Here is a 20,207-nt window from a genome sequence, read left to right as displayed (position 1 = left end):
CTGCGCGACGCTGTAAAAGCAGCCAGTCAGTGAAGAAAAGCCGGGAGAAGGTTGAAAGAAGCGGATTTTCTCGCGCATACTGCCAGACTGACTCAGGTAAAAAGGAACCGCACCATGGCTGAAGAGACTATTTTCAGTAAAATCATTCGCCGTGAAATTCCGGCCGATATTATCTACCAGGATGAACTGGTCACCGCCTTTCGTGATATTGCACCCAAAGCGCCCACTCATGTGCTGATTATCCCTAATGTCCTGATCCCCACGACGAACGACGTTAAGCCTGCGCATGAACATGCGCTCGGGCGGATGATCACCGTGGCGGCGAAAATTGCCCGCGATGAAGGCATTGCTGAAGATGGCTATCGCCTGATCATGAACTGCAATCGCCACGGCGGTCAGGAGGTCTATCATATACACATGCACCTGGTGGGTGGTGAACCCCTGGGCCCGATGCTTGCTTATTAACCTCAGGCGGACCTGATATGCGTCGATGGCTGAGCAGCCTGCTATTATTGACTCTGGCAGGCTGCAGTAGTGATAAACCGATGATTAATACCTCGCAATCGCTGGTGATGGAGTCATCCGTGCTGTCAGCGGGGATTATTACTGACGAGCCACAGCTTACCAGCCGCGACGGTCAGCTGCAGGCGGCCAGCACGCTGCAGAATCTGCGTGAAGCGCCTGTTACGGTTCATTATCGTTTCTACTGGTATGACGATAAGGGACTGGAAATTGAGCCGCAGGAGCCGGCACAGACGCAAACTGTTCCCGCACACGGCAGCGTGATGGTGGCTTCGCAAATGGGCAATCTTACCGCCAGCAAAGTGCGGCTTTATCTTTATCTCTAAGGAGTAACCCCGTGATCCGCAGTGTTCAACGTTCTGGCGCGCTACTGTTTGCGCTGATGCTTACCGGCTGTGTGGTAAAACAGCAGACGCCGGCGCCGGTCGAACCGACGCAGCCGACGACCCCGGTTCAGCCGGAACCGCAGCCGGAGCCGCAACCCGTGCCGCCGCCACAAAATGTGCCGCAGCCGCCTAAGCTAAAGACCATTAACTGGAGCGCCAGCGTCTCACCGCTGGTGGCCAATATGGTGCAGTCTGCCGGGGTGAATCCGGGCAGCGTGCTGCTGGTCGATCGCCTTAAAAACAGCACCAACGGCGCGCTGCAGACCGAAAAAGCCACCAGTGCCATTCAGAGCGCGCTGGCGAACAACGGCAAGTTTACCCTGGTATCTGATGATCAGCTGAATCAGGCTCGCCAGACGCTGGGCCTCTCACCGGAAGATAGTCTGAACTCGCGCAGCAAAGCGATTGGACTGGCGCGCATCGTAAACGCGCAGTATGTGCTTTACAGCAATGCGAAAGGCGAGGTGAAGTCACCCACGCTGCAGATGCAGCTGATGCTGGTGCAGACCGGCGAAATCATCTGGTCAGGTAATGGTGCAACACAACCCTGATCCCGCACTGGTTGACCTGGTGCAGCAACAGTGGCCGACGGCACCCGCCGCCGGCTATTTTTTCGCGCTGCCGGGTCTGAGCGGCAACAGTTTTCAGATTGCGGGCGGGCAGGAGACGCTGCTGGCCCGGCGCACGCCTCTGCAGCCGATTCCTTTTGTTAACCGGCAGCGCGAATACCGTATTTTACGCCAGCTGCGTAACGCCGGCCTGGGGCCGGAGCCGCTCAGCTGGCGCTCCCCGTGGCTGCTGCAGCGCTGGCTGCCGGGTGAGGCGCTGACGCCTGCCGCCTTTGACGCACAGCGCAGCGCAATAGTGGCGCTGGTAAGCACGCTGCACCGGCAGCCGCTGACCGGCTATCCCCTGCGGCTGCTGCCGCTGTTGCAGCTCTACTGGCAGCGCTGCCGCCAGCGGCACTGGCGCTGGCTGGCGCGCCTGCAGCGGCTGCAGCGACAGGGGGAACCGCGCCCGTTGCGCCTTGCGCCACTGCATATGGATGTCCATCCGGGCAATGTGATCGCGACGCCAGCCGGGCTGAGGCTGATTGACTGGGAGTATGCAGCCGATGGCGACGTGGCGCTGGAGCTGGCTGCCATCTGTGCATGGGCGCCGGCGCAGGCAGCGGCGTGGACAGAAGAGTATGCCGCACGGACGCACATGGATGCGGCCGTGCTGGCGCGTCAGATCGCGCGCTGGCAGCCGTGGCTGCAGCTGCTGATGGCGAGCTGGTATCAGCTGCGCGCCGAGCAGAGCGGCGAGGCAACTTTACAGCAGCTGGCGCAGACCAGCTGGCAGGATATTTAATTCAGGAACTGAGCTATGACAATCAATGCACCCGGCCCGCTGATGCTGGACGTGGCGGGCTATACGCTGGACGCAGAAGAGCGCGAGATATTGCAGCACCCGCTGGTGGGCGGACTTATTCTGTTTACGCGCAACTTTCATGACGTTGCTCAGCTCCGCGAGCTGGTGCGTCAGATCCGCGCCGCTTCCCGTAACCGGCTGGTGGTGGCGGTGGATCAGGAAGGCGGGCGCGTGCAGCGTTTCCGCGAAGGCTTCACGCAGCTGCCGGCAATGCAGTCTTTTGCTGCCCTGCACGATTTGAATGCGGCAGGCGAGCTGGCGCAGCAGGCGGGCTGGCAGATGGCGGCGGAGATCACCGGGCTCGATATCGATATCAGCTTTGCACCGGTGCTCGATATCGGCCACATCAGCGCCGCAATCGGCGATCGGGCGTTTCATGCCGATCCGGCCATTGCGCTGCAGATCGCGCGGCGCTTTATTAACGGCATGCGCGAAGCCGGTATGAAAACCACCGGTAAACATTTTCCCGGCCACGGCGTGGTCAGCGCGGATTCGCATAAAGAGACACCGCGTGATACGCGCGACGCCGCCACGCTGCGCCAGCACGATATGGCTATTTTTCAGCAGCTCATCAGTGAACAGCTGCTGGATGCGGTGATGCCGGCCCACGTTATCTACACCCAGGTCGATCCGCTGCCCGCCAGCGGCTCGCCTTACTGGCTGCAGCAAGTGCTGCGTCAGGAGCTCGCCTTTGACGGCGTGATCTTCTCCGACGATCTCTCAATGGAGGGCGCCGCCGTGATGGGCAGCTACGCCGAACGGGCGCAGCAGTCGCTGGATGCCGGTTGCGATATGATTCTGGTCTGCAACCAGCGGGCGGGCGCCATTAGCGTGCTGGATAATCTGCAGGCGGGTCCGGCAGAACGTATTGCACGGCTCTGGCATCGCGGGCAGCATACGCTGGATGAGCTGCAGAGCAGCGCGCGCTGGCGGCAGAATCAGCGTCAGCTCAGCGATCTGCAGGCGCGCTGGCTGGCGCATAACGCACAGCAGTAAGCGTTGCGAAGCGCCGCGTTCCCTGGGGGAATGCGGCGTTTGTCGTGTGATGCTATTCACAAAACGTGTAACATTCTGATAATCCCCGCGAAAGATTGATCTGCATCAATTTCCTTATGATCTGGTTAGACCGGCGTGATATTCTGCCCTCAGCGCGCGATTAAAAATCGCCAACCCTATGTTTATTAAGGTTTTATTTAACCATTAATTAACTTTTGGTTTACAACTTTGAGGGGGTCTGCATTGACTACAACCATGGAAAAGATCGTCATTATTGGCGGAGGCGCCGGTGGCCTGGAGCTGGCAACGCAGCTGGGGCATAAGCTGGGGCGCAGCAAAAAAGCGGAGATTATTCTGGTTGACCGCAACCACAGTCATCTCTGGAAACCGCTGCTGCATGAGGTGGCGACCGGCTCTATGGATGAGGGCATTGACGCGCTGAGCTATCTGGCTCACGCCCGTAACCACGGCTTTCAGTTTCAGCTGGGATCGCTGACGCAGATCCACCGCGACCGCAAAACCATTGAACTGGCAGAAATCCGCGACGCTCAGGGTGAGATTCTGGTGCCGCAGCGTGAGCTGGCGTGGGATCGTCTGGTGGTGGCGCTGGGCAGTACGTCCAACGATTTTGGTACGCCGGGCGTGAAAGATCACTGCATCTTCCTCGACAATCCGCATCAGGCGCGTCGCTTCCATAATGAGATGCTGAATCAGTTCCTGCGTTTTTCCGCCAGCGAAGGCGAATTGCAGAAAGTGAATATCGCCATTGTTGGCGGCGGCGCCACCGGCGTGGAGCTCTCCGCTGAACTCTACAATGCGGTGAAGCAGCTGCACAGCTACGGCTACAAAGGTCTCGACAGCAGCGCGCTCAACGTCACGCTGGTGGAAGCGGGTGAGCGCATTCTGCCTGCGCTGCCACCGCGCATCTCTGCGGCGGCCCATCAGGAGCTGACCAAACTGGGCGTACGCGTTCTGACGCAGACCATGGTGACCAGCGCCGATGCGAAAGGGCTTAACACCAAAGAGGGTGAGTATATTGCTGCCGATCTGATGGTGTGGGCAGCAGGCATCAAAGCGCCTGACTTTATGAAAGAGATCGGCGGCCTGGAGACTAACCGGATTAACCAGCTGGTGGTAAAAGAGACGCTGCAGACCACGCGCGATGAAAATATCTACGCGCTCGGCGACTGCGCCTCCTGTGCGCTGCCAGGTGGCGGCTTCGTGCCGCCGCGCGCGCAGTCGGCGCATCAGATGGCGTCACGGGTGCTGGATAACATCCTCGCACAGCGTAAAGGCAAGCCGCTGAAAGCGTACGTTTATAAAGATCACGGCTCGCTGGTTTCGCTGTCGCGCTTTACCACCGTGGGCAGTCTGATGGGTAACCTGATGCGCGGCTCAATGATGGTGGAAGGGCGCATTGCGCGCTTTGTCTACATCTCTCTGTATCGTATGCACCAGATTGCGCTCCATGGATACTTCAAGACCGGCCTGATGATGCTGGTTGGCAGTCTGAACCGCGTACTGCGTCCGCGACTTAAACTGCACTAATCAATAGCGGGCGACACAGTGTCGCCCGCTCCCGCTTAGCCCGCAATAAGCTGCTGATAATCATCAGTTCACCGCAACATTACCCGCCCCGAATCTGCGGCTCGGAACTCTCCTAAAAGCTGGCCCTGCTGCGCTTACGCTGCGTTTCCTCCATTAATCTGATGTTGCAATTCCGGACCATCTGCAAAACTTATCTTCAGGAACACGGCGCGGCGCGCACGCCGGTTATGCCTCCGCTACAGCCTGTAGCGACGGGAATGCGCGGTAACACTGTCAGGAGGATATTCCTGTGAATAAATCAATGCTTGCGGGTATCGGAATCGGCGTAGCAGCAGCGCTGGGCGTGGCGGCGGTCGCCAGCATGAACGTGTTTGATCGCGGTCCGCAATTTGCTCAGGTGCTGTCAGCCACCCCGATTAAAGAGAGTATCAAACAGCCGCGTCAGGAGTGCCGTAACGTTACGCTGACGCACCGTCGTCTGGTACAGGATGAGAACCGCATTGCCGGTTCGGTGCTGGGTGCCGTCGCGGGCGGCGTGCTGGGTCATCAGTTCGGCGGCGGTCGCGGTCGCGATGTGGCTACCGTAGCGGGTGCGCTGGCCGGCGGCTACGGCGGTAATCAGGTGCAGGGCGCTCTGCAGGAGCGGGACACCTACACCACCAGCGAACAGCGCTGCAGAACGGTATACAGTAAACAGGAAAAGATGCTGGGTTATGATGTGACCTATAAAATAGGCGACCAGCAGGGCAAAATCCGTATGGAGAATGACCCTGGCACCCGCATCCCGCTTGATCGCAACGGTCAGCTCATCCTGAATTCGAATCAGGCCTGATTGGGCAAAGCTATTTCACAGCAAACCAGATAAAAAAGCGCCGTAAGGCGCTTTTTTCTTTTGCATCAGCCCGCCGGCAGCCGGTGCTTTGCCAGTTCGGTGATAAACTCCTGAACCCACTCCATGCGCAGCTTGCGTTCAGCCAGATCGCGCGTGAAGCGCAGCCGCGTCGGGCCATCCAGCTTCCACTGTGCCGGATCTTTCTGCAGCAGGCTAATCAGCCAGCCGGGATCGATCTGGTTCTGCGGGGCAAACTCAAAGAAGCCGCCTTTGTCACTGGCTTCAATTTTGCGCACGCCCAGCTCGCGCGCGGCCAGGCGCAGCGCAGCGATATCCAGCAGATTGCGCGCGGCGTCAGGCAGTTTGCCAAAGCGGTCAATCATCTCTACCCGCAGTTCAGCCAGATCCTGCTCGTCGGCGGCGCTGGCAACCCGCTTATAGAGTGAAAGACGGGTGCTGACATCGGGAATGAAATCGTCGGGCAGCAGCGCCGGCATCCGCAGTTCAATCTCGGTCTGATTGCTGGTGAGATCTTCCAGCGACGGCTCGCGTCCCGCTTTCAGAGCATCCACCGCATTTTCCAGCAGCTCCATATAGAGCGTAAAGCCGATGCTCTCCATCTGACCGCTCTGATCCTCGCCCAGCAGCTCACCGGCGCCGCGGATTTCAAGATCGTGCGTCGCCAGCGCAAAGCCGGCGCCTAAATCTTCCAGCGAGGCGATCGCCTCCAGCCGCTTCTGGGCATCGGTGGTCATCGCTTTCGGGTGCGGTGTCAGCAGCCAGGCGTAGGCCTGATGGTGCGAGCGGCCAACGCGCCCGCGCAGCTGGTGCAGCTGCGCCAGACCAAAGTGATCGGCACGTTCAATGATGATGGTGTTGGCGCTGGGTACATCGATACCGGTTTCAATGATGGTGGTACAGACCAGTACATTAAAACGCTGATGATGGAAATCGTTCATTACCCGCTCCAGATCGCGCTCGCGCATCTGGCCGTGACCAATCGCGATACGCGCTTCCGGCACCAGATCCGCCAGCCGCTGCGCCGCTTTCTCAATGTTTTCCACGTCGTTATAGAGGTAGTAAACCTGACCACCGCGCAGCACCTCGCGCAGAATCGCTTCGCGCACCACCAGGCTGTCATATTCGCGCACAAAGGTTTTCACCGCCAGGCGACGGGCAGGCGGCGTGGCGATAATCGACAGATCGCGCATGCCGCTCATCGCCATATTCAGCGTACGCGGAATAGGCGTAGCGGTCAGCGTCAGGATATCAACGTCGGCGCGCATCGCCTTGATGCGCTCTTTGTGCCGCACGCCAAAGCGGTGCTCTTCATCCACAATCAGCAGCCCGAGGTCGCGCCATTTGAGATCGCTCATCAGCAGTTTGTGCGTGCCGATCAGAATATCGATTTTGCCTTCGCTCGCCTGCTCCAGCACCTGTGCCTGCTCTTTCGCGCTGCGGAAGCGTGACAGCATCTCGATACGCACCGGCCAGTTGGCAAAGCGATCGCGGAAGTTGTCATAGTGCTGCTGCGCCAGCAGGGTGGTGGGAACCAGTACCGCCACCTGCTTGGTGTTCTCCACGGCCAGAAACGCCGCGCGCATCGCCACTTCCGTTTTACCAAAGCCCACGTCGCCACACACCAGGCGATCCATGGCCAGCGGCTGGCACATATCACTCAGCACGGCGTTAATTGCCTGCGCCTGATCCGGCGTGGTTTCAAACGGGAAGCCCTCGCAGAACAGCCGATACTGCTCGCGATCGTGCTTAAAGGCGTAGCCGCTTTTCGCAGCACGCTGGGCGTAGATATCCAGCAGCTCCGCCGCCACGTCGCGTACCTTTTCCGCCGCTTTCTGCCGCGCGCGTGACCAGGCGTCGCTGCCCAGCTTGTGCAGCGGCGCATTTTCATCGGCGCCACCGGCGTAGCGGCTGATCAGATGCAGTGAGGAGACCGGTACATAAAGCTTGGCGTCGCCGGCGTAGGAGAGCATCAGGTACTCCGCCACAATCCCGCCAGCCTCCAGTGTGGTGAGTCCGATATAACGTCCGACGCCGTGCTCCAGATGCACCACCGGCTGCCCCGGATGCAGCTCCGCCAGGTTGCGGATCAGCACGTCCGGATTGATGGTGCGGCGATTATCCTGCCGGCGACGGCTGACGCGCTCGCCCAGCAAATCGCTTTCACAGATCAGCGCGCGATTGCGCAGCGTATCAATAAAGCCACGCTCGCTGGCGCCAATCATCAGGCTGTAAGGCTGAGCCGCTGCTTCGCTGAAGTGTTCAACCGGCTGAGGGCGTAGCTTAATGCGCGCCAGCAGCTCCTGCAGACTTTCCCGGCGGCCTTCGCTCTCTACCGAGAAAATAACCTGGCCGCTGAACTGCTCCAGAAACTGGCGCAGCAGGTCGAGTGGTGCTTTCGCCTGGGCCTGCACGGTCAGTTCCGGCAGCGGTTCATAGGCCAGGTTGGTATTGGCGGCTTTTTCCGGCAGCGTTTCTGCCGTGAGCTGCATGCGCGGCCAGGCTTTCAGTTCGCTGAGCAGCGCATCGGGCCGCAGCCAGAGCGTGGCCGGCTCCAGCAGCGGGCGCATCGGGTCGATGCGCCGGTTTTCAAAGCGTGCGTGCGCATCCTGCCAGAAGCGCTCCGCGCTGCCAGCCAGATCGCCGCTGTTCAGCACCAGCGTGCTGGCGGGCAGGTAGCTGAACAGCGTGGGCAGCGGCTGCTCAAAAAACAGCGGCTGCCAGTATTCGATGCCGGAGGGCAGCGTGCCTTTACTGACCTGCTGATAGATATGCTCCGGCTCGCGGCGCACGTCGAAAATCTCGCGCCAGCGGGTGCGAAACAGCTCAATCGCCGCTTTGTCCGTAGGAAATTCGTGCGCCGGCAGGAGATTAATCGCATCCACTGACTCCAGCGTGCGCTGGCTGTCGACGTCGAACAGGCGCAGGCTGTCAATTTCATCATCAAAAAAGTCGATGCGATAGGGCTGGTCGCTGCCCATCGGGAAGAGATCGAGCAGGGCACCGCGCGTGGCGTATTCGCCATGCTCCATCACCTGATCGACGTGGCGGTAACCCGCCTGTTCCAGCTGATCGCGCAGCGCGTCGCGGGACAGTTTTTGTCCCTGCTGCATCACCAGCGCGTGCCCGTGCAGGAAGCTGTGCGGGCAGACGCGCTGCATCAGCGTATTGACCGGCAGAATCAGCATGCCGCGAGCCAGCATCGGCAGCTGGTAAAGCGTAGAGAGGCGCGCTGAAATAATATCCTGATGGGGCGAAAAGCTGTCGTAGGGCAGCGTTTCCCAGTCCGGCAGATTAATCACCGGCAGGTCGGTAAACTGACGGATCTCCTCCTGCAGCCGCAGCGCGGACTGCATATCCGGGGTGATCATCAACACCGGACCCTGATGGCGTTCGGTGATACTGGCGCATTCAACCGCCTGTGCGGCGCCGACCAGCTGGCCGAGCTGACGATGGTCTCCTGCTTTGGCAGGCAGGGTATAACGGTGCTGTTCCGACATAGGGTCTCGACGTGCTCTCCTTGTATTTCAGGGCGTCATCATTCCATAAACCGCCCTGATGATCATCTCTCCATTGTGCCCGCAGGCAGGCCGGAAGGGAGCGACAGCGACTCCGCGCTATCAGCCTGACAGATATAATAGTCCCGATATGCCAGTGATGGTATGCGCGCGCCGCCAGCGGCAACCGTTCGTACAGCTTTTATCCGGCCGCACGGCGGGGCAGAACCGTTGCGGCGAAAGAAATCTCTCCTGTGGCGCGGCAGGGACGCATTTTGATGCAACTTCGCTCATCACTCAGTGGGTTAGAGGTTTCATAAAGCAGGCGGCTCCATTATCATCCCTCTACCTTATTATCAGGCAATGGCCAGAACGGAACTCATGTATCAACCAGTTGCGCTATTTATCGGTTTACGCTACATGCGTGGACGGGCTTCAGACCGCTTCGGTCGCTTCGTCTCCTGGCTCTCAACTATCGGTATTACCCTGGGCGTAATGGCGCTGGTGACCGTGCTGTCGGTGATGAACGGCTTTGAGCGTGAGCTGGAGGGGAATATCCTGGGGCTGATGCCGCAGGCGCTCATTACCAGTGACAAAGGCAGTATCGATCCGCAGCAGCTGCCGGCTGACAGCCTGAAGCTGCAGGGCGTCACGCGCGTTGCTCCCCTGACCACGGCCGATGTGGTGCTGCAGAGTGCGCACAACGTCTCGGTCGGCGTGATGCTGGGGGTTAATCCGGACGAACCCGATCCGCTCACGCCTTACCTGGTTAACACGCAGCAGCAGGTGCTGCAGGCGGGCAAATATAATGTGATCCTCGGTGAGCAGCTCGCCGCACAGCTCGGCGTGAAGCGGGGCGACGCGCTGCGTCTGATGGTGCCTTCGGTCAGCCAGTTTACGCCGGTCGGGCGCCTGCCCAGCCAGCGCATCTTTACCGTTGCCGGGACTTACGCGGCAAATAGTGAGGTAGATGGTTACCAGATCCTCGTTAATCAGCAGGATGCATCGCGCGTTATGCGCTATCCGGCAGGCAGCATCACCGGCTGGCGGCTCTGGCTGGAAAAGCCGCTGAGCGTGGATACGCTGAGTACCCAGCCGCTGCCGCAGGGCACGGTGTGGAAAGACTGGCGCGAGCGCAAAGGCGATCTTTTCCAGGCCGTACGCATGGAAAAAAATATGATGGGGCTGCTGCTGAGTCTGATTATCGCCGTAGCGGCGTTCAATATCATCACCTCGCTGGGTCTGCTGATTATGGAGAAGCAGGGCGAAGTGGCGATTCTGCAGACGCAGGGCTTAACCCGGCGGCAGATTGTCGCGGTCTTTATGGTGCAGGGCGCGAGTGCCGGTATTATTGGCGCGCTGCTGGGGGCGCTGCTTGGCGTGCTGCTTGCCAGCCAGCTGAACACGCTGATGCCGGTCATTGGCCTGTTTCTCGATGGCGCGGCGCTGCCGGTGGACATCAATCCCTGGCAGGTGGTGATGATCGCCCTGATTTCAATGACGGTTGCGCTGCTCTCAACCCTTTACCCCTCCTGGCGCGCTGCCGCCGTTCAACCCGCTGAGGCTTTACGTTATGAGTAATACCCCTTTGTTGCAGTGTCGCGACCTGTGCAAACGCTATCAGGAAGGCAGCGTGCAGACCGACGTGCTGCGCAACGTGGCTTTCAGCCTGCAGCCCGGCGAGCTGGCGGCGATTGTCGGCAGCTCCGGCTCTGGTAAAAGTACGCTCCTGCATCTGCTGGGCGGGCTGGATGCGCCGACCTCGGGCGACGTGGTGTTTGATGGCCGCTCGCTTAATGGCATGAGCGCCGCCGCAAAAGCGGAGCTGCGCAACCGCGAACTGGGCTTTATCTATCAGTTCCATCACCTGCTGCCTGACTTCAGCGCGCTGGAGAACGTGGCGATGCCGCTGCTGATTGGCAAAACCGCCAAAGCGGAAGCTGAGAGTCGCGCCCGCGAAATGCTGGCGGCGGTCGGGCTGGAGAAGCGCGCCGCGCATCGTCCTTCTGAGCTCTCAGGCGGCGAGCGTCAGCGCGTGGCGATTGCCCGGGCGCTGGTTAACCGTCCACGTCTGGTGATGGCGGATGAGCCCACCGGCAATCTCGATGCGCGCAACGCCGACGCGATATTTGAACTGCTGGGCGAGCTTAACGTGCGTCAGGGCACGGCGTTTCTGGTGGTGACTCACGATCTGCAGCTGGCAAAACGGCTGACGCGGCAGATGGAGATGCGTGACGGACAGCTGAGCGATCGCCTGACGCTGGGAGCAGAGGCATGACCTCTTCACTCTCGCTATTGCTGGGGCTGCGTTTCAGCCGGGGCCGGCGGCGCGGCGGCATGGTATCGCTGATTTCAGTGATCTCCACCGTGGGAATTGCGCTGGGCGTGGCGGTACTGATCATCGGCCTCAGCGCCATGAACGGTTTTGAGCGTGAGCTGAATAACCGCATTCTGGCTGTCGTTCCGCATGGTGAAATTGAGCCGGTCGAAGGGCCGCTGCGCGACTGGCAATCTCTGATCGCCCCGATTGAGCAGGTGCCCGGCATCGCGGCGGCGGCCCCCTACGTTAATTTTACCGGATTGATTGAGAGCGGCGCCAGGCTACAGGCGCTGCAGGTCAAAGGGGTTGATCCGCAGCAGGAGTCGCGTCTCAGCGCACTGCCGCAGTTTGTCGCCGGCGACGCCTGGGCACAGTTTGCCGCCGGCAGGCAGCAGATTATTTTGGGCGGCGGTATCGCCAAATCACTGAACGTGAAGCAGGGCAGCTGGATCACCATCATGATCCCTAACAGCAGCGCGGATAATAAGCTGCAGCAGCCAAAGCGCATCCGGCTGCAGGTCAGCGGTATTCTTCAGCTGAGCGGCATGCTCGATCACAGCCTGGCGCTGGTTCCGCTGGCGGATGCGCAGCGCTATCTGGGCCTGGGCGACAGCGTCAGCGGTATCGCACTGAAGATGAGCGATCCGTTTCAGGCGCAAAAGCTGGTGCGCACGGCCGGTGAGGTAGCCCACGCCTATGTTTATATCAAAAGCTGGATTGGCACCTACGGCTATATGTATCGCGATATCCAGATGATCCGCGCCATTATGTATCTGGCGATGGTGCTGGTGATTGGCGTCGCCTGTTTCAATATCGTTTCCACGCTGGTGATGGCAGTTAAAGATAAGAGCGCAGACATTGCCGTACTGCGTACCCTGGGGGCGAAAGATGGGCTTATCCGCGCTATCTTTATCTGGTACGGGCTGCTGGCGGGCCTGCTGGGCAGCGTCAGCGGCGTTGTCACCGGTGTGCTGGTGGCGCTGAACCTGACGCCGGTGATGCGCGGCATCGAACATCTGACCGGGCATACGCTGCTGGCAGGCGATATCTATTTTATCGACTTTCTGCCGTCGGAACTGCACTGGCTGGATGTTGTCATTGTACTGGTAACCGCTATCGTGCTGAGCCTGATCGCCAGCTGGTACCCGGCGCGACGCGCCAGCCGCCTCGATCCGGCCCGCGTGCTGAGCGGTCAGTAACCGCCCTGACGCAGCCGCTCCGGCGGCTGCGTCCGGTTTCAGCGCCTGCGTACGGCGGTGTCGCCACGCAGTCGCTATTACCGGGACAGCATTGCCCACTACAACACCCGAAACACGGCGTACTGCGCCGCAGATCAAGGAGTTTTTATGCGCATACAGCGCCGCCGCCTGAGGCTCGCCCGCGACCGGAAAAACCGCCGTAAAGTGCATCAGCGCTTTCGCCAGCGCATCTTTGAGCGCGATCGCAGCGCTGAACTCGCCGCGCATCCGCTGCCGCGCGTGGTGGTACTGACCGGTGCCGGCATCTCTGCTGAATCGGGCATTCGTACTTTTCGCGCCTCCGACGGCCTGTGGGAAGAACATCGTATTGAAGATGTTGCTACGCCGGAGGGCTTTCGCCGCGATCCGGCGCTGGTGCAGCGCTTTTATAATATCCGCCGCCAGCAGCTGCAGCAGCCGGAGATCCAGCCTAACGCCGCACATCTGGCGCTGGCAGAGCTGGAACAGGCGCTGGGCGATAACTTTCTGCTGGTCACACAGAACATCGATAATCTGCACGAGCGTGCCGGCAGCCAGCGCGTGCTGCATATGCATGGCGAACTGCTGAAAGTGCGCTGTGAGGAGAGTGGCCAGGTGGTGGCGTGGCATCGCGACGTGACCGCCGACGATCGCTGCACCTGCTGCCAGTTTCCGGCGCGGCTGCGGCCGCACGTGGTGTGGTTCGGCGAAATGCCGCTCGGCATGGAAGAGATCTATGAGGCGATGCAGCAGGTGGATCTGTTTATCGCCATCGGCACCTCAGGCCATGTCTATCCTGCCGCCGGATTTGTACATGAAGCCACGCTGCAGGGCGCGCATACGGTTGAGCTGAACCTGGAGCCAAGTCAGGTGGGCAATGAGTTTGCCGAAGGAAAATATGGCCTGGCGAGCGAAGAGGTACCGGCGTTTGTGCAGCGCCTGCTGCAGAGCCTGGAGCACTAAACCGGGCGCCTGTGCGGCGCCCGATACGCCTTTCAGCGGCCCGCTTTCAGCTGCTGAAACAGCGTTTCATACTGTATGCTGGCGGCTCCGACATCATTCTGCCACTCGCCTTTTCTGATGACGTCAGCAGGCGGATAGAGTGACGGATCCTGCGCAACGGCCGCAGGCAGCAGCTTTTTTGCCGCCAGATTTGGCGTCGGGTAACCGATGGTTTCCGCCACCTGAGCTGCCACATCGGGGCGCAGCAGGAAGTTAATCAGCTTCAGCGCCCCCTCCCGGTTTTTCGCATTGGCCGGGATCGCCAGGTTATCCATCCAGAAAATGCCGCCTTCTTCCGGCCAGACAATGCTCAGCGGCGTGCCCGCCTGACGCGCCACGTAAGCGGAGCCGTTCCAGATCATACCGACGTTGACTTCGCCCTCCATAAACGGGTTGCCCGGATTATCGGAGTTAAACGCCAGCACGTTCGGCATCAGCTTTTTCAGCTCTTCTGACGCGGCAGCGATCTGCGCCGGGTCCTGCGTGTTGCCGGAATAACCGAGCTTGCGCAGCGCCACCTGGAACACTTCGCGCGCATCGTCCGTCAGCAGCAGACTCTGCTTATATTCCGGCTTCCAGAGGTCGGCCCAGCGGGTGATCGTTTTAGGATCGATCTCATCGCTGTTGACACCGATAGCGGTCGCGCCCCAGATATAGGGAATGGAGTAGTCGTTATCGGGATCGAACGGCTTGTTGAGCAGGTCGGGATCGAGATTCTTAAAGTTGCTCAGCTGCGATTTATCGATCTTCTGCAGCATCCCCTCATTGCGCATTTTGGCGACAAAATAGGTCGAAGGCACCACCAGATCGTAAGCGCCATCTTTCCAGGTTTTCAGCTTGGCGTACATGCTCTCATTGGATTCATAGGTGGAGTAGATCACTTTGATCCCGGTCTCTTTGGTAAACTGCTCCAGCAGACCCGGCGGCACATACTCTGTCCAGTTATAGAAGTAGAGCGTTTTATTGTCAGCCTGCGCGCTCTGCATACACAGCGCCATCGCTCCCGCTATCAGCCAGCAAGCGTGTTTTTTCATGGGGTATCCTCTATTGGGTTTTATCACGGAGCAGTAGCTGACTGATCGCCACCAGCAGCAGCGACAGCAGCAGCAGGATCGTCGCCAGCGCGTTCACCTCGGGTGAAACACCAACTTTCACCATGGAGTAGATCTTCAGCGGCAGGATTTCGAAACCCGGCCCGGTAACGAATGATGAGACCACCACATCATCCATAGAGAGGGTAAAACTCAGCAGCCAGCCCGCTGCCACGGCCGGCATCGCCAGCGGCAGCAGAATTTTACGCAGAATCGTCACTTCACTGGCACCGAGATCTTTTGCCGCCTCCAGCATGCGCACATCAAACCCTTTCAGCCTCGAGTAAACGGTGATCACCACAAAAGGCAGGCAGAAGGTGATATGCGAAAACAGCAGCGACCAGAAGCCGAGCGAGATCCCCAGCAGCATAAACAGCACCAGCAGGGAGATCGCCATAACAATATCCGGCGACATCATCACCACAAACAGCATCCCGCTGACAAAGGGCTTACCGCGAAAACGGTAACGGTAGAGCGCGACGGCCGTAAGCGCGCCAATCAGCGTGGCGCAGGTTGCGGAGATCACACCCATGATAAGTGAGTGCTGCGCTGCCTGAATCAGACTGTCGTTGTTCAGCAGCAGCTGATACCAGCGCGTGCTGAATCCCTGCCAGTTAATGCCAAAGCGCGAGGCGTTGAAGGAGTTCACGATCAGGATAATCATCGGAATATAGAACCAGGCATAGATTGCGGCCATAAAGCCGCCGCGTAGCAGACGCGCCATCATGAGAGATCCATACGGTTATTCAGCAGCCGCGCCGCCCGCCAGTAAAACAGCAGCATAATGCCCATCAGCAGCGTCATCACCACGCTGGTGGCTGCGCCAGAGGGCCAGTCGCGAATGTTCAGGAACTGGCTTTTGATAATATTTCCGATCAGCAGATTTCTGGCGCCGCCCATAAGGTCGGCAACGTAAAACATGCCCATCGCCGGGATAAATACCAGCAGGGAGCCCGCGACAATGCCGGGCAGAGTCAGCGGCAGAATAATGCGTACAAACGTCTGCAGCTTACTGGCACCGAGATCGCGCGCCGCTTCAAGATACGATCGGTCAAGCTTCTCCAGGCTGGAGTAAAGCGGCAGTACCATAAACGGCAGCAGGATATAGATTAACCCCAGAATCACCGCTTCAGAGGTGAACATGATGCGAAAGGGCTTATCTGTTACGCCGAGCCAGAGCAGAAAGTCGTTCAGCCAGCCGCGGGTGCTGAGAAAGATCTTCAGCCCATAGATGCGGATCAGCGAGTTGGTCCAGAAGGGGACAATCAGCAAAAACAGCATCAGCGGACGCAGCCGCGGCGAGAGGCGGGTCAGGCACCAGGCAAACGGATAGCCCAGCAGCAGACAGCACAGGGTGGCGATAAACGCCATATTCAGTGAATGCAGCAGCACGCTGGCATAGAGCGGGTCGAGCAGGCGGCGGTAGTTATCAAAGGTCAGTACCATGCTGACAAAGTGCGCATCCTCGCGCGTCAGAAAGCTGGTGACGATAATCATCAGATTGGGCAGCAGCACAAACAGCGTCAGCCAGCTGACAATCAGGGCAACAATCGCTTTCTGCAGACGATTACGCATCAGTTTCATAGGGCAGTACCACCTCCCAGTCCGGCACCCAGCGGATGGCCATTTTTTGATTCAGCGAGTGGTCAAAATCGGGGTCATCTTCGTTGAAGAATTCACTGACCGTCAGCAGCTTGCCGTTCTCCAGCTCCACCGAGGACTCCAGGGTCATGCCTTTATAGCTGCGGTCGCGAACAAAACCGGTCAGATACTCGCTGCGGCTGTCATGAGCAATCTCTTCAACGCGCAGATCTTCCGGGCGCAGCAGCACGTGCAGTTTATCACCGGGCGCTACCGGAAACGGGCAGTGCAGATCGCAGGCGATGCCTTCAACGCGCGCGCGGATGGTGGGCGCGCGGTCGCACGCGATCACCTCGGCGTCAAAGACGTTGATTTCACCGATAAAACGCGCCACAAACAGGTTGCCCGGCTCTTCATAAATTTCACGCGGCGTGCCATCCTGCTCAATGCGACCGTCGCGCATCACCACGATACGATCTGACATAGAGAGCGCCTCTTCCTGATCGTGGGTGACAAAAACAAAGGTGATGCCCAGTTTGCGCTGCAGCGCTTTCAGCTCGTTCTGCATCTGACGACGCAGCTTATAATCCAGCGCCGAGAGAGACTCATCCAGCAGCAGGACTTTTGGCTGGTTAACCACGGCGCGGGCGATAGCGACCCGCTGCTGCTGTCCCCCTGAAAGCTGATGCGGGCGCCGGTCGGCGAAACTCTCCAGCTGCACCATGGCCAGCGCTTCATTAACGCGCTGAACGATCTCACCGGCGGGGCGCTTCTGCATGCGCAGACCGAATGCGACGTTCTCAAACACGGACATATGCGGAAACAGCGCGTAGCTCTGAAACACAGTATTGATATGACGCTGCTCGGCGGGCGTATCGGTAATATCGCTGCCATCCAGCGTGATGCGGCCGCTGTCGGTGGTTTCCAGTCCGGCAAGCAGGCGCAGAATGGTGGTTTTCCCGCAGCCTGACGGGCCCAGCAGAGTAATAAACTCTCCGTGTCCGATATGCAGGTTGAAATCAGAGATGATGGTTTTCCCATCGAAAGCTTTACTGATGCCAGAAAGCGTAACCAGCGCCTGTTGTGCGCATGTTTGCGTCATTTTAGTCACTCAGTCTGAAGGGATCAGGATAGCGGCTCGCTGCCGGCGACAGCGAGCCGTAGTGAAGGCGGGATAATACCTGAAAATTTATCTAATGCCATAATTTACCGCTGAATTACCTGGAAAAGAGGGCAAACTACTGAACTGTGCGTGACAGGCCAGCCGGCAATAATTTACCTGGTACACGCTATGGCAGGCAGGCTAACCTAAAGAAGAGTGATATCGCGCAACACGGCGGGCAGCTGCCGCCGCAATAATAACACCGGCTTAAACAGGGGGATAACGGATGGAACAGTTACTGGAACGCTTTCTGCGCTACGTAGCGATAGAGACGCAGGCTAAACCGCAGGCGCGGCAGGTGCCGAGCAGTGAGGGGCAGTGGATCCTGGCGCGTCAGCTGCAGGAAGAGCTGATTGCACTGGGCTTTGTCGATGTATCGCTGAGCGACCACTGCTGCGTAATGGGTACGCTGCCGGCCAACGTCGACTGGCCAGTGCCGGTTATCGGCTTTATTTCTCATATGGATACCTCGCCCGACTACACGGCGAAAAACGTCAATCCGCAGATCGTGGAGAACTATCGCGGCGGCGACATTGCGCTGGGTAACGGGGATGAAGTGCTGTCGCCGGTGATGTTCCCGGTGCTGCATAAGCTGACCGGACATACGTTGATCACGACCGACGGCAAAACGCTGCTGGGTGCGGATGATAAAGCGGGCATTGCGGAGATTATGACGGCGATGGCGGAGCTGGCAAAGGGTAACGTGCCGCACGGCGCTATCCGGGTTGCCTTTACGCCGGATGAGGAGATCGGCCGCGGCACGTCGCACTTCGACGTGGAAGGGTTTGCGGCTGACTGGGCTTACACCATGGATGGCAGCGGTCTCGGCGAGTTTGAGTTTGAGAACTTCAACGCCGCAACTGCGATGGTCTATATCACCGGGAATAACGTTCATCCCGGCAGCGCAAAGAATGTCATGGTGAATGCGCTGGATCTGGCGATGCGCTTCCACGCCGAGCTGCCTGCTCAGGAGAAGCCGCAGTTTACCGACGGCTACGAAGGCTTTTTCCATCTGCACTCTATCAAAGGCACGGTGGAGCACGCTGAGCTGATGTATCTGATCCGCGATTTTGATGCAGACAGCTATGAACAGCGCAAACAGCTGCTGGAGAACATCGGACAGCGGGTGGGCAAAGGGCTGCAGAGCGAATGTTCGGTTAAAGTCGAGATCAGCGACAGCTATCGCAATATGCGCGAAAAAGTGGAGCCGCATCCGCATATTATTGAGCTGGCGCTGCAGGCGATGCGCGACTGCGGCATTGAGCCTGACGTGAAGCCGATCCGTGGCGGCACTGACGGTTCCGCGCTGTCGTGGAAAGGGCTGCCCTGTCCGAATATCTTTACCGGTGGCTATAACTACCACGGCAAACATGAGTTTGCCTCACTGAATGTGATGCAAAAAGCGACAGAAGTGATTGTGCGGCTCTCTGCGCTGGCGGCAGAGAAGCGGACATAACGCAGAAGAGCGCCTCTCCCGGAAGCGGGAGAGGCGCATGGTTTTAATCAGCGAAGAACCAGTAGCCGCTGTTTACCAGACCGGCCAGCTGCGCCAGCAGTGACGGGTCATCCAGCGCGTCACCAAAATCTGCCAGAGCTAGTTCATGCTGGTGCGCCAGCGCGGCCAGTACCTGCGGATGCTGGCTGGTGATCTGCTCGCCATTAACATAGACGGCATCACCCAGCGTCAGTACGCGCAGGCCGCCAAGCCGCGTCAGCGTGTCACCCTGCTGCAGCGCATCGTAAATCTCATCCGGCTGATACGGCGGCTCCGGTGGCGCCACGTCCAGCTCATGGCGCGACTGCGAAATAAATTCGCCAAACCACTGGCTGAACTGCTCCGGCTGGTTGATCACATCCAGCATAACCTGACGAATGCCTTCAACTTCAGAAGGCAGGATCTGCGACGGGCAGCTGCGTGAAGGTACTTCCGGATCGCTGTAGCGATAGCTGCCCAGCTCATGAGCCAGCATATAATCAGCAAAGCCGCTGATCAGCTCGCGGCCATTTGGCGCCCGGAACCCGACTGAATAGTTGAGCGCATTTTCCAGCGAGTAGCCCTCGTGCGGGAAGCCCGGCGGAATGTAGAGAATATCGCCCGGCTCCAGCTCTTCATCGATAATGGCGTCAAACGGCGCAACCTGCAGCAAATCGGGATGCGGGCAGTGCTGTTTCATCGGGACCTTTTCACCCACGCGCCAGCGCCGGCGGCCGGTACCCTGAATGATAAAGACATCATACTGGTCGAAATGCGGACCCACGCCGCCGCCCGGGACTGAAAACGAGATCATCAGATCGTCGATGCGCCAGTCGGGCAGAAAGCGGAACGGGCGCATCAGGGCAGCAGAGCCCTCATGCCAGTGGTTAACCGCCTGAACCAGCAGCGACCAGTTGCTTTCACCCAGATGGTCATAGCTCTCAAACGGGCCGTGGCTGACCTGCCATTTGTCGTTATGGTGGCTGACGAGGCGGCTGTCCACCTCATTTTCCATCGCCAGTCCCGCCAGCTCATCCGGCGAGAGGGGATCCACGAAATTTTTGAAGCCGCGCTTAAGCACGACCGGGCGTTTCTGCCAGTAGCGCTGAATAAAGTCGGTCTGGTTGATATCGAGCTGATAATCCATA

At 59.1% G+C, this 20,207-nt stretch carries 18 protein-coding genes; 12 read left to right on the top strand and 6 right to left on the bottom strand.

The window, feature by feature from the left end; all coding sequences use genetic code 11:
• Nucleotides 1-114: 114 nt before the first annotated feature.
• From hinT to FS690_RS04595, 7 genes are all read left to right on the top strand, one after another.
• A complete protein-coding gene (gene hinT, locus FS690_RS04625) occupies nt 115-465 on the top strand; it encodes a purine nucleoside phosphoramidase (RefSeq protein WP_039383861.1) in 351 nt (116 codons plus the stop codon).
• A gap of 17 nt (nt 466-482) precedes the next feature.
• Nucleotides 483-848, top strand: coding sequence for a YcfL family protein (locus FS690_RS04620; protein ID WP_145339135.1), 366 nt, complete (start codon nt 483-485; stop codon nt 846-848).
• A gap of 11 nt (nt 849-859) precedes the next feature.
• Nucleotides 860-1,459 carry a penicillin-binding protein activator LpoB gene (gene lpoB, locus FS690_RS04615; protein WP_071668740.1) on the top strand — a complete coding sequence of 200 codons (600 nt, stop codon included), beginning with the start codon at nt 860-862 and terminating at the stop codon, nt 1,457-1,459.
• A complete protein-coding gene (thiK, locus tag FS690_RS04610) occupies nt 1,440-2,261 on the top strand; it encodes a thiamine kinase (RefSeq protein ID WP_039383868.1) in 822 nt (273 codons plus the stop codon). The genes lpoB and thiK overlap by 20 nt, the downstream gene beginning before the upstream one ends.
• Before the next feature lie 15 nt (nt 2,262-2,276).
• On the top strand, nt 2,277-3,317 hold the full coding sequence (gene nagZ / locus FS690_RS04605; RefSeq protein WP_145339134.1) for a beta-N-acetylhexosaminidase: 1,041 nt from the start codon (nt 2,277-2,279) through the stop codon (nt 3,315-3,317).
• A 243-nt stretch (nt 3,318-3,560) separates the two neighbouring features.
• Complete coding sequence (locus FS690_RS04600) at nt 3,561-4,865, top strand: NAD(P)/FAD-dependent oxidoreductase (RefSeq protein WP_071668742.1); 1,305 nt, start codon at nt 3,561-3,563, stop codon at nt 4,863-4,865.
• A 289-nt stretch (nt 4,866-5,154) separates the two neighbouring features.
• Nucleotides 5,155-5,697: a glycine zipper 2TM domain-containing protein gene (locus FS690_RS04595; protein WP_145339133.1), complete on the top strand. Its 543-nt coding sequence runs from the start codon at nt 5,155-5,157 to the stop codon at nt 5,695-5,697.
• A 65-nt stretch (nt 5,698-5,762) separates the two neighbouring features.
• On the opposite strand, the gene mfd is transcribed toward FS690_RS04595, so the two are convergent.
• Nucleotides 5,763-9,215 (bottom strand): transcription-repair coupling factor, encoded by a 3,453-nt coding sequence (mfd, locus tag FS690_RS04590; protein ID WP_145339132.1) that lies wholly within the window; start codon nt 9,213-9,215, stop codon nt 5,763-5,765.
• Nucleotides 9,216-9,593: 378 nt separating this feature from the next.
• Between mfd and lolC the strand changes: the two genes are divergently transcribed.
• From lolC to cobB, 4 genes are all read left to right on the top strand, one after another.
• Nucleotides 9,594-10,793 carry a lipoprotein-releasing ABC transporter permease subunit LolC gene (gene lolC, locus FS690_RS04585; protein ID WP_039383875.1) on the top strand — a complete coding sequence of 400 codons (1,200 nt, stop codon included), beginning with the start codon at nt 9,594-9,596 and terminating at the stop codon, nt 10,791-10,793.
• Nucleotides 10,786-11,490 (top strand): lipoprotein-releasing ABC transporter ATP-binding protein LolD, encoded by a 705-nt coding sequence (gene lolD / locus FS690_RS04580; RefSeq protein WP_039383877.1) that lies wholly within the window; start codon nt 10,786-10,788, stop codon nt 11,488-11,490. Before lolC ends, lolD begins: the two co-directional genes overlap by 8 nt.
• Nucleotides 11,487-12,731 (top strand): lipoprotein-releasing ABC transporter permease subunit LolE, encoded by a 1,245-nt coding sequence (lolE, locus tag FS690_RS04575; RefSeq protein ID WP_145339131.1) that lies wholly within the window; start codon nt 11,487-11,489, stop codon nt 12,729-12,731. Before lolD ends, lolE begins: the two co-directional genes overlap by 4 nt.
• 147 nt (nt 12,732-12,878) lie before the next feature.
• Complete coding sequence (gene cobB, locus FS690_RS04570; protein WP_071668743.1) at nt 12,879-13,712, top strand: Sir2 family NAD+-dependent deacetylase; 834 nt, start codon at nt 12,879-12,881, stop codon at nt 13,710-13,712.
• A gap of 32 nt (nt 13,713-13,744) precedes the next feature.
• On the opposite strand, the gene potD is transcribed toward cobB, so the two are convergent.
• From potD to potA, 4 genes are read right to left on the bottom strand one after another with little or no spacing between them, the layout of a single operon-like run.
• Nucleotides 13,745-14,785, bottom strand: coding sequence for a spermidine/putrescine ABC transporter substrate-binding protein PotD (gene potD / locus FS690_RS04565; protein ID WP_071668744.1), 1,041 nt, complete (start codon nt 14,783-14,785; stop codon nt 13,745-13,747).
• A gap of 10 nt (nt 14,786-14,795) precedes the next feature.
• The gene (gene potC / locus FS690_RS04560; RefSeq protein ID WP_108569256.1) at nt 14,796-15,569 is read right to left on the bottom strand and encodes a spermidine/putrescine ABC transporter permease PotC; all 774 of its coding nucleotides are present in this window, start codon (nt 15,567-15,569) and stop codon (nt 14,796-14,798) included.
• Nucleotides 15,566-16,417: a spermidine/putrescine ABC transporter permease PotB gene (gene potB / locus FS690_RS04555; protein ID WP_186368977.1), complete on the bottom strand. Its 852-nt coding sequence runs from the start codon at nt 16,415-16,417 to the stop codon at nt 15,566-15,568. Before potB ends, potC begins: the two co-directional genes overlap by 4 nt.
• Complete coding sequence (potA, locus tag FS690_RS04550; RefSeq protein ID WP_039383885.1) at nt 16,410-17,525, bottom strand: spermidine/putrescine ABC transporter ATP-binding protein PotA; 1,116 nt, start codon at nt 17,523-17,525, stop codon at nt 16,410-16,412. The genes potB and potA overlap by 8 nt, the downstream gene beginning before the upstream one ends.
• A gap of 286 nt (nt 17,526-17,811) precedes the next feature.
• On the opposite strand from potA, the gene pepT reads away from it, so the two are divergent.
• A complete protein-coding gene (gene pepT / locus FS690_RS04545; protein WP_145339129.1) occupies nt 17,812-19,041 on the top strand; it encodes a peptidase T in 1,230 nt (409 codons plus the stop codon).
• A gap of 43 nt (nt 19,042-19,084) precedes the next feature.
• Here the strand turns inward: pepT and FS690_RS04540 are convergent, their stop codons facing one another.
• Nucleotides 19,085-20,206 carry a cupin domain-containing protein gene (locus tag FS690_RS04540; protein WP_094112135.1) on the bottom strand — a complete coding sequence of 374 codons (1,122 nt, stop codon included), beginning with the start codon at nt 20,204-20,206 and terminating at the stop codon, nt 19,085-19,087.
• Between the last annotated feature and the right edge of the window lies 1 nt (nt 20,207).

Origin of the sequence: Pantoea sp. PSNIH1 (assembly GCF_007680655.1) — a bacterium.
Lineage (GTDB): Bacteria > Pseudomonadota > Gammaproteobacteria > Enterobacterales > Enterobacteriaceae > Pantoea > Pantoea eucrina.
This window is presented reverse-complemented; position numbering and strand designations above follow the sequence as displayed.

Bases quoted from the DNA above. Each gene is read 5' to 3' on its own strand.
- FS690_RS04620 (WP_145339135.1), top strand. From the start codon at position 483: ATGCGTCGATGGCTGAGCAGCCTGCTATTATTGACTCTGGCAGGCTGC.
- nagZ (WP_145339134.1), top strand. From the start codon at position 2,277: ATGACAATCAATGCACCCGGCCCGCTGATGCTGGACGTGGCGGGCTAT.
- FS690_RS04540 (WP_094112135.1), bottom strand. From the start codon at position 20,206: ATGGATTATCAGCTCGATATCAACCAGACCGACTTTATTCAGCGCTAC.
- potA (WP_039383885.1), bottom strand. From the start codon at position 17,525: ATGACGCAAACATGCGCACAACAGGCGCTGGTTACGCTTTCTGGCATC.
- lolC (WP_039383875.1), top strand. From the start codon at position 9,594: ATGTATCAACCAGTTGCGCTATTTATCGGTTTACGCTACATGCGTGGA.
- potB (WP_186368977.1), bottom strand. From the start codon at position 16,417: ATGCGTAATCGTCTGCAGAAAGCGATTGTTGCCCTGATTGTCAGCTGG.
- lolD (WP_039383877.1), top strand. From the start codon at position 10,786: ATGAGTAATACCCCTTTGTTGCAGTGTCGCGACCTGTGCAAACGCTAT.
- potC (WP_108569256.1), bottom strand. From the start codon at position 15,569: ATGATGGCGCGTCTGCTACGCGGCGGCTTTATGGCCGCAATCTATGCC.
- lolE (WP_145339131.1), top strand. From the start codon at position 11,487: ATGACCTCTTCACTCTCGCTATTGCTGGGGCTGCGTTTCAGCCGGGGC.
- mfd (WP_145339132.1), bottom strand. From the start codon at position 9,215: ATGTCGGAACAGCACCGTTATACCCTGCCTGCCAAAGCAGGAGACCAT.
- hinT (WP_039383861.1), top strand. From the start codon at position 115: ATGGCTGAAGAGACTATTTTCAGTAAAATCATTCGCCGTGAAATTCCG.
- thiK (WP_039383868.1), top strand. From the start codon at position 1,440: ATGGTGCAACACAACCCTGATCCCGCACTGGTTGACCTGGTGCAGCAA.
- pepT (WP_145339129.1), top strand. From the start codon at position 17,812: ATGGAACAGTTACTGGAACGCTTTCTGCGCTACGTAGCGATAGAGACG.
- cobB (WP_071668743.1), top strand. From the start codon at position 12,879: ATGCGCATACAGCGCCGCCGCCTGAGGCTCGCCCGCGACCGGAAAAAC.
- potD (WP_071668744.1), bottom strand. From the start codon at position 14,785: ATGAAAAAACACGCTTGCTGGCTGATAGCGGGAGCGATGGCGCTGTGT.